This is a genomic window from Streptococcus sp. 477, assembly GCF_013277295.1.
GTDB classification, from domain to species: Bacteria; Bacillota; Bacilli; order Lactobacillales; family Streptococcaceae; genus Streptococcus; species Streptococcus pseudopneumoniae.
The window spans coordinates 1-8,605 of the sequence record NZ_VMMQ01000080.1; the positions used below are offsets into that span (position 1 = coordinate 1).

Sequence of the window (8,605 nt, forward strand, 5' to 3'; positions counted from 1 at the left end):
GAGCAAACGGCACTAAAACCTACAGCGCTACAGTCAATGTCTATGGTAACAAAGATGGTAAAGCAGATTTGACAAATGTCGTAGCAACTAAACAAGTCACTATTAACATAAACGGTTTAATTTCTAAAGAAACAGTTCAAAAAGCCGTTGCAGACAACGTTAAAGACAGTATCGATGTTCCAGCAGCCTACCTAGAACAAGCCAAGGGTGACGGTCCATTCACAGCTGGTGTTAACCATGTGATTCCATACGAACTCTTCGCAGGTGATGGCATGTTGACTCGTCTCTTGCTTAAGGCATCTGACAAGGCTCCATGGTCAGATAACGGCGACGCTAAAAACCCAGCCCTATCTCCACTAGGCGAAAACGTGAAGACCAAAGGGCAATGCTTCTATCAAGTAGCCTTGGACGGAAACGTGGCTGGCAAAGAAAAACAAGAACTCATTGACCAGTTCCGAGCAAACGGCACTAAAACCTACAGCGCTACAGTCAATGTCTATGGCAACAAAGATGGTAAAGCAGATTTGACAAATGTCGTAGCAGCTAAAAAAGTTACTATTAAGATAAATGTTAAAGAAACATCAGACACAGCAAATGCTTCATTCTCATCTTCTAACTCTGGTTCTGGCGTGACTCCGATGAATCACAATCCTGCTACAGGTGCGACTCATCAAACAGCTGCTGACCATAAGGACATGATGGCACCAGCCAAAGAGACTGATAAAGCAATGCCAGCAAATGACCAAATGGAAAAATCAGGTATGAAGACTGAGACTCCAGCTCCAAGTACTACAGATAGCATGCCTGCTGACACCATGACAAGCTCTACCAATACGATGGCAGGTGAAAATATGGCTGCTTCTGCTAACAAGATGTCTGATACGATGATGTCAGACAAGATGATGTCAGACAAGATGATGTCAGATGATAAAGCTATGCTACCAAATACTGGTGAAGCTCAAACATCAATGGCAAGTATTGGTTTCCTTGGGCTTGCGCTTGTAGGTTTACTCGGTGGTCTAGGTTTGAAAAACAAAAAAGAAGAAAACTAATCAGCTAAGGAAATAAATGATGGATAGTGGGCTGACTAAGGCTAGTTTACCAACTCAATCAGCAATCAGGACTTTCTTTCAATAGCAGATTAAAATCATCGTAAAACAATAAAAATAGTGTTATACTTAAAGCAGTATAGCACTGTTTTTATCAAAGGAGAGACAGATGGGAAAGACAATTTTACTCGTTGACGACGAGGTAGAAATCACCGATATTCATCAGAGATACTTAATTCAGGCAGGTTATCAGGTCTTGGTAGCCCATGATGGACTGGAAGCGCTAGAGCTGTTCAAGAAAAAACCGATTGATTTGATTATCACAGATGTCATGATGCCTCGGATGGATGGTTATGATTTAATCAGTGAGGTTCAATACTTATCACCAGAGCAACCTTTCCTATTTATTACTGCTAAGACCAGTGAACAGGACAAGATTTACGGCCTGAGCTTGGGAGCAGATGATTTTATTGCTAAGCCCTTTAGCCCTCGTGAGCTGGTTTTGCGGGTCCACAATATTTTGCGCCGCCTTCATCGTGGGGGCGAAACAGAGCTGATTTCCCTTGGCAATCTAAAAATGAATCATAGTAGCCATGAAGTTCAAATAGGAGAAGAAATGCTGGATTTAACTGTTAAATCATTTGAATTGCTGTGGATTTTAGCTAGCAATCCAGAGAGAGTTTTCTCCAAGACAGACCTCTATGAAAAAGTCTGGCAAGACGACTATGTGGATGACACCAATACCTTGAATGTGCATATCCATGCTCTTCGACAGGAGTTGGCAAAATATAGTAGTGACCAAACGCCCACTATTAAGACAGTTTGGGGGTTGGGATATAAGATAGAGAAACCGAGAGGACAAACATGAAACTAAAAAGTTATATTTTGGTTGGATATATTATTTCAACCCTCTTAACCATTTTGGTTGTTTTTTGGGCTGTTCAAAAAATGCTGATTGCGAAAGGCGAGATTTACTTTTTGCTTGGGATGACCATCGTTGCCAGCCTTGTCGGTGCTGGGATTAGTCTCTTTCTCCTATCGCCGGTCTTTACGTCGTTGGGCAAACTCAAGGAGCATGCCAGGCGGGTAGCGGACAAGGATTTTCCTTCAAATTTGGAGGTTCAAGGCCCTTTAGAATTTCAACAATTAGGCCAAGCTTTTAATGAAATGTCCCATGATTTGCAGGCAAGCTTTGATTCCTTGGAAGAAAGCGAACGAGAAAAGGGCTTGATGATTGCCCAGTTGTCGCATGATATCAAGACTCCTATCACTTCAATCCAAGCGACGGTAGAAGGGATTTTGGATGGGGTTATCAAGGAAGGAGAACAGGACCATTATCTAGCAACCATTGGACGCCAGACGGAAAGACTCAATAAACTGGTTGAGGAGTTGAATTTTTTGACCCTAAACACAGCTAGAAATCAGGTGGAAACGACCAGCAAAGACAGCATTTTTCTGGATCAGCTCTTGATTGAGTGCATGAGTGAATTTCAGTTTTTGATTGAGCAGGAGAGAAGAGATGTCCACTTGCAGGTAATCCCAGAGTCTGCCCGGACTGAAGGAGATTATGCTAAGCTTTCTCGTATCTTGGTGAATCTGCTCAATAACGCTTTTAAATACTCTGCTCCAGGAACCAAGCTGGAAGTGGTGGCTAAGCTGGAGAAGAACCAGCTTTCAATCAGTGTGACCGATGAGGGGCAGGGCATTGCCCCAGAGGATTTGGAGAATATTTTCAAACGCCTTTATCGTGTCGAAACTTCGCGTAACATGAAAACAGGTGGGCATGGTCTTGGTCTTGCGATTGCGCGTGAATTGGCTCATCAATTGGGTGGGGAAATCACAGTCAGCAGCCAGTACGGTCTAGGAAGTACCTTTACCCTCCTTCTCAATCTCTCTGGTAGTGAAAATAAAGCCTAAAACCCCTTTACAAATCCAGCTATTCATGGTAAAATAGATTTTGTGTGAAATATCAGCAGGAAAGCATGAAGCTCGTCAACAGGTGTCTTATGATAAGTAACCTTGGCTGTTTAGGCGAAGGGCATCTGCACGAATCAGGGCTTTCTAAGTGACTATTTCCACCGAAATATTATTTATATCAGGAGGACATTCACATGTCACGTTATACAGGACCATCTTGGAAACAATCTCGTCGCCTTGGCCTTTCACTTACAGGTACAGGTAAAGAATTGGCACGTCGTAACTACGTACCAGGACAACACGGACCAAACAACCGTTCTAAATTGTCAGAATACGGTTTGCAATTGGCTGAAAAACAAAAACTTCGTTTCACTTACGGTGTAGGTGAAAAACAATTCCGTAACTTGTTCGTACAAGCTACAAAAATCAAAGGCGGGATCCTAGGTTTCAACTTTATGCTTCTTTTGGAACGTCGTTTGGATAACGTTGTTTACCGTCTTGGTCTTGCGACTACTCGTCGTCAAGCTCGTCAGTTCGTAAACCACGGTCACATCCTTGTTGACGGGAAACGCGTTGATATCCCATCATACCGCGTAACTCCAGGTCAAGTGATCTCAGTTCGTGAAAAATCATTGAAAGTTCCAGCAATCCTTGAAGCAGTAGAAGCTACTCTTGGACGTCCAGCATTCGTATCATTCGACGCTGAAAAATTGGAAGGTTCATTGACTCGCTTGCCAGAACGCGACGAAATCAACCCAGAAATCAACGAAGCACTTGTCGTTGAATTCTACAACAAGATGTTGTAATATTTTATTAAATATGATAGGCTGTAAAGCCTTGAAACTAAGCACTTTAGGCCTCTATCCTAGAGTGCTTTTTTGATTTCTCTTAGTATCCAGCTATAATCGTTGAGACATAACTAGACCGATATAGTCCAAAGTGATATAATAGTCTAAAGGAGGTGCTACCATGAATGTTTTAGAAAAAAACACACAGGTAAATTTTAAGACTAACAGAGACTTGTTAGAGAAAGCTAAAGCTATTATCACAGCGCAAAATCTTGATATGACAGCCAGTTTTAACTTGTTTTTAGAACACATTGTAGAAAATAAAGCCTTGCCATTTGAAACTCAAGTAGATAAAGAAAGAGAAGAACTTCTATCAAGGTTGCGTGCTGAAATTGCTCGTAGCTTTGAGGATTTAGAACATGGAAGAACTTACAGTCTTGATGAAGTGAGGGCTAACCTTGGAATTTAACGAGAAGGCATATAGCATCATTATCTCCGAAACGGTACAAGAACAGCTAAGAGGTATTAAAGATTATATCTCAGCTAACTACTTTTCAGAACAGGCAGGAGCAAACACAGTTAAGAATGTTCTTTATGGTTTGGAGCGTCTTGAAGTCTTCCCAGAAGCAGGATTTGATGCTGACGAAAGAGTAGGAGGGATTATATACCCACCCCACAAAACTCGATGCATCATTTTAGGAGATTACCTAGCATTCTATCATATTTTAGAGGACAGAAAAGCTGTCTTTGTATCAGATATTATTCATAGCAAACAGGACTACATCCGCTTGTTCAAGAAAAAATAGCGCCTATATATGAACTGCACCCCAAAAGTTAGATTTTTTCTGTCTAACTTTTGGGGTGCAGTTCAATTGGAATGTCCTTATTTTTATTATGGGATTGACAAATGAGGTTAAGGTTCAGATCTATGAACTTAGAAAGCAAGTACAAATCTTTAATCAGCTTTCAAAAAGATTTTGTGTAGATGTTTCGGGCTAAGGTATGTGACAAGATGAATTGATCGTTATGGAATAGAGAGTGTTAAAAATGGGAAGAATCGTTACTATTCCCCTGAATTAAAACAAGAAATAATCAATAAAAGCCTATATAATAACAAATGTATTAAAACTAAGAAAGACTTAGCTCAGTGTAATACAGAACCAAATCTTATAGATAAATTATTTGTCTAATTTTTTAGGAATTATATCTCTAAACAATATCATTTAACAATTAAATTGTTAGATCTAGCTTAAATTTCTGGTTTAATTCATTTATTGTATCACTATCATTATATTCCTTAAATATTCTCATAGCTTTAGAACATTCTTTTTTACCTAACTTTATTTGATTAGTTTTTATAAGATAAATACCTTTTAGGAAGAGTAAATAATTCTTTTCAAAATAATATCCTTGTCTGGTCAGTAAATTTTCTAAATCATCTATAAAAAATTGAGCGTTATTTAACAAATTATTTTTTAATAATAATTCTAAATTAAATAAATATAAAGGAATTACTCTATGTGTTCCCATATCTGTTTTTAAAAAATGTCGTGTTTTCTTGATTACCGCTCTATATAATAAGCTTATGGTTTTAGTGTTCATAAAAAACACCGAATTATAAAAAATTTTCAGTTCATACTCCATCCAAGTATCTACCGAAAGCAAATACTTTATTATCTCATTGCATTTAGATGTATTATAAGGAAGATTTACAAGGCGATTAATCTGTTGTTCAGCAATCAATTTTATGTGAAAATTGCATAAACTTCTTTCCTGCTTTTGTTTTAGCTCTATTTTCTTTATTAGTTCTTGTAACAAAATGATATCTGAAGAGTTTACAGCATGTTCTAATTCTTCAAAAAAGCATTCTTTTTTGGAATAATAGCAATGAACTAATTCTTCAAATTCCGAAAATGATATCCCCAGGCGATTTAACAATATGTAAAAATGATCAATAGATAATTTTGTAATCCCATTTTCGAAACGAGAAATAGTTGACTCACTAATCTTATCACAAGACAAATCTTTAAGACGAAAATTTTTTGAAATACGGATATCCTTTAAAACTGCTCCAAAATTTTCCATAGTATTCCTCTTCCATTTCTGCAAAAAATAAAACCTGTTTTTTTATTTGTGATATGATTATACAAAAATAAAACAGAAAGGACAATATGATTATGAAAAAAATTTTATTGTCATCAGTTGCTTTACTGAGCCTAGTGGCAACACTACCAGTAAATAGTCCAGTTTCTGCTCAAGAATCTATCTCTCCCAAGTCTTATAGTCACTCTAATGGCAGTTGGATTCAATCGAATAGCCGTTGGTGGTATAAACACTCTGACGGTTCTTACACTAAAAACGGGTGGGAAAAGATCAATGAAACCTGGTACTATTTTGATAGTGAAGGTTGGATGAAAACAGGTTGGTTTAATGAATATGGAAATTGGTATTATCTAGATACTAGTGGTGCTATGAAAACAGGATGGTGTTTGATTTCTGGTAGTTGGTACTATTTAAATACTAGCGGTGTCATGCAAACTGGCCTACAGACTATCGAAGGAAAACAATATTATTTGGCTGCCAGCGGTGCTATGCAGACAGGTTGGCACAATATTGGAGATGATACTTATTTCTTTGCTAGTAGTGGAGCAAGACAAACGATTAATCGCCGTGCTTTAGTTCTTGGTGAAACATCAACGAGAGCAGTACCTATCGAAGACGTTAATGCTATGGAAAAGGTTTTTAGTAACCAAAACTTTAGTAAAGTTGTTCGTTTCCCAGATAAAACTAAGTCCGAGATTATTGCAAAAACGCAAGAGCTTTTCAAATCTTCTATCGAAAGCGATGTGAACTATCTTTACCTTACTTGTCATGGAGGAAGAGACGGAAGAATCTATCTTGGTAGCGATGGTCAGACATTTTCAGGCTGGGAATTGGCATCTATACTGAAACAATATAAAGGTAAGTTTGTGGTTATGCTGGATTGTTGCTATTCAGGAACAATTATAGATGTAGGTAAGTCAGACAAAAAGGTTGCCTCCAAGTCTGAAGAAAAATTTGATGAACAAGCATTTTTGGCAGGATTTTCAACAGGAGATGTAGCAAGCAAGAATGGTGAAATGCTTGATTCTAAATTCCTCGTACTATGTGCCTCTTGGAAAGGCGAAGAATCGTATAGTGTAGTCGGAGTAGGTAGTCTTGCCACCAGATACTGGGCAATGGGTACAGGTTGGGATTCACTTCAAAATAGAATGATTTCGCCTATGGCAGACACCAATACTAACGGAAAAATTACTTTAGAGGAACTGTATCAATACTCTTATCCTCTAGTCCTTGAAGCTGCATCACAAATTCACGAAGAGCAACATGTATCAGTTTATCCTAAAAACAGTCAATTTGTTTTATTCCAAAAATAAGGAGTTAAGAAAATGAAAGTATCAAAAAAAATCACACTATTTGGTTTATCTCTAGCAGGTCTAGCTTTATTAGCTTTCCCTCATTCAGGTCAAGCCTTTGAGTTGGAAGAAGAATGGGTTATTAAGGGTGGGGTTAAGTATCAAGATGGCAAAATTCTTCGATTTAACAATGGCCATGAAGTGGATATCAAAGTCTTGGATTTGCCAAAAACTGAGAAAATCGAGTGGACGGTTAGTCTCAATGGTCAAGATCAGACTATCAATTTCCTAGGTCAAGAAAAGGACAAATCTATGGTCGGTACAGAGGGGCGTTACCTGAATTTCTATGTACCTTATGGCTATAGAGGAGATATCAAGGTAGAAGCCAAGAGCGGAAATGAAGTAAAGACCTGGTCCACTAAAGTAGTAGATGATGTATATAATGATGGCGGAAAGAGTGGTTACTTCCGTATTGACGAATCAAATGATCAACACACCTACCTTGATGCAAAATGGGACTATCAAACTAAGACCTACACTGCTACCTTACCAGAGACTCTCAATGGTCAAAAAGTGTTTGCTTGGGAAGACGACTATGTAGAATTGAAACTTCAAAAACCAGGAGTTATCAGTCATTCCTACAGAGGGGGAGGAGCCTTCAAAATACTTTATCCGATTCTAAAAGCAGAAAGCTGGCTAAAAAAGAATTACAGTGAAAAGTGGTACTATCAAAAACAAGGTCAATTAGTTAAAAATGCTTGGGTTAAGGACAAGGGAACTTGGTACTTTATGAATGATAAAGGAGTCATGTTCAATCAAACTTGGCTCTATCAGGGTGGCAACTGGTATGCCTTTAAATCATCAGGAGCTATGATTGCTAGCAATTGGCTATATGATAATAACTCTTGGTATTACCTAAAGGACTCAGGTTCTATGGCGACAGGTTGGATCAAAGATAGTGGATCTTGGTATTATCTAAACAACTCAGGTTCTATGGTAACAGGATGGGTAAAAGATAGTGGATCTTGGTACTACCTTGCTTCAACTGGTAAGATGCTTCACAACACCTATACACCTGATGGTTACTATGTAGATGCCAGTGGCGCTTGGAAATAAATTTTAAACAGAGAAAATCTACTGAGAAGGTAGGTTTTCTTTTTTAGTCAGTGAATAATATATAATAGATTGAAACTAGAATAGTACATCTGGACTTCTAAAACATTACTAGAAATTGATTTGATTGTCCTGATTGATTTGTCCTATTTTTATTTCATTTTACTATAGAATAAAGTAGATCAGAAATTTAGCAGGGTTATTCTCTTTTACTAACAATCTGCTTACAAAAATTAAACAAGAGTATTTTAAAAATTAGACCCATTGTGAACTTTAGTAGTAAACAAAAATCTGGGAAAAAAGTTTTATAGTCATTTAGTTTTTAAAAAGCGTTCCAAACATT

At 37.8% G+C, this 8,605-nt stretch carries 9 protein-coding genes and 1 pseudogene; 9 read left to right on the top strand and 1 reads right to left on the bottom strand.

What is annotated here, in order from left to right; all coding sequences use genetic code 11:
- From HT691_RS09115 to HT691_RS11405, 7 genes and pseudogenes are all read left to right on the top strand, one after another.
- Positions 1-1,052, top strand: a 1,052-nt coding sequence (locus HT691_RS09115; RefSeq protein WP_172925350.1) for a fibronectin-binding SSURE repeat-containing protein, incomplete at its 5' end; no start/stop codon positions are given.
- A 166-nt stretch (positions 1,053-1,218) separates the two neighbouring features.
- Positions 1,219-1,917 (top strand): response regulator transcription factor, encoded by a 699-nt coding sequence (locus tag HT691_RS09120; protein WP_138699933.1) that lies wholly within the window; start codon positions 1,219-1,221, stop codon positions 1,915-1,917.
- On the top strand, positions 1,914-2,966 hold the full coding sequence (locus HT691_RS09125) for a HAMP domain-containing sensor histidine kinase (protein WP_000769775.1): 1,053 nt from the start codon (positions 1,914-1,916) through the stop codon (positions 2,964-2,966). Before HT691_RS09120 ends, HT691_RS09125 begins: the two co-directional genes overlap by 4 nt.
- Before the next feature lie 194 nt (positions 2,967-3,160).
- A complete protein-coding gene (gene rpsD, locus HT691_RS09130; protein ID WP_000092760.1) occupies positions 3,161-3,772 on the top strand; it encodes a 30S ribosomal protein S4 in 612 nt (203 codons plus the stop codon).
- 163 nt (positions 3,773-3,935) lie between these two features.
- A complete protein-coding gene (locus HT691_RS09135; protein ID WP_001101480.1) occupies positions 3,936-4,223 on the top strand; it encodes a type II toxin-antitoxin system RelB/DinJ family antitoxin in 288 nt (95 codons plus the stop codon).
- Positions 4,213-4,560, top strand: a complete 348-nt coding sequence (locus HT691_RS09140; protein ID WP_000395510.1) for a type II toxin-antitoxin system RelE/ParE family toxin — start codon at positions 4,213-4,215, stop codon at positions 4,558-4,560. The genes HT691_RS09135 and HT691_RS09140 overlap by 11 nt, the downstream gene beginning before the upstream one ends.
- An 88-nt stretch (positions 4,561-4,648) precedes the next feature.
- A pseudogene (locus HT691_RS11405) lies at positions 4,649-4,860 on the top strand (IS3 family transposase); the annotation flags it as partial.
- A gap of 124 nt (positions 4,861-4,984) precedes the next feature.
- Here the strand turns inward: HT691_RS11405 and HT691_RS09145 are convergent.
- The gene (locus tag HT691_RS09145; RefSeq protein WP_166736749.1) at positions 4,985-5,839 is read right to left on the bottom strand and encodes an Rgg/GadR/MutR family transcriptional regulator; all 855 of its coding nucleotides are present in this window, start codon (positions 5,837-5,839) and stop codon (positions 4,985-4,987) included.
- A 92-nt stretch (positions 5,840-5,931) separates the two neighbouring features.
- Between HT691_RS09145 and HT691_RS09150 the strand changes: the two genes are divergently transcribed.
- Positions 5,932-7,170, top strand: a complete 1,239-nt coding sequence (locus tag HT691_RS09150) for a caspase family protein (protein ID WP_138700114.1) — start codon at positions 5,932-5,934, stop codon at positions 7,168-7,170.
- A gap of 12 nt (positions 7,171-7,182) precedes the next feature.
- Positions 7,183-8,265: an N-acetylmuramoyl-L-alanine amidase family protein gene (locus HT691_RS09155; protein ID WP_000868697.1), complete on the top strand. Its 1,083-nt coding sequence runs from the start codon at positions 7,183-7,185 to the stop codon at positions 8,263-8,265.
- The last annotated feature ends 340 nt before the right edge of the window (positions 8,266-8,605 follow it).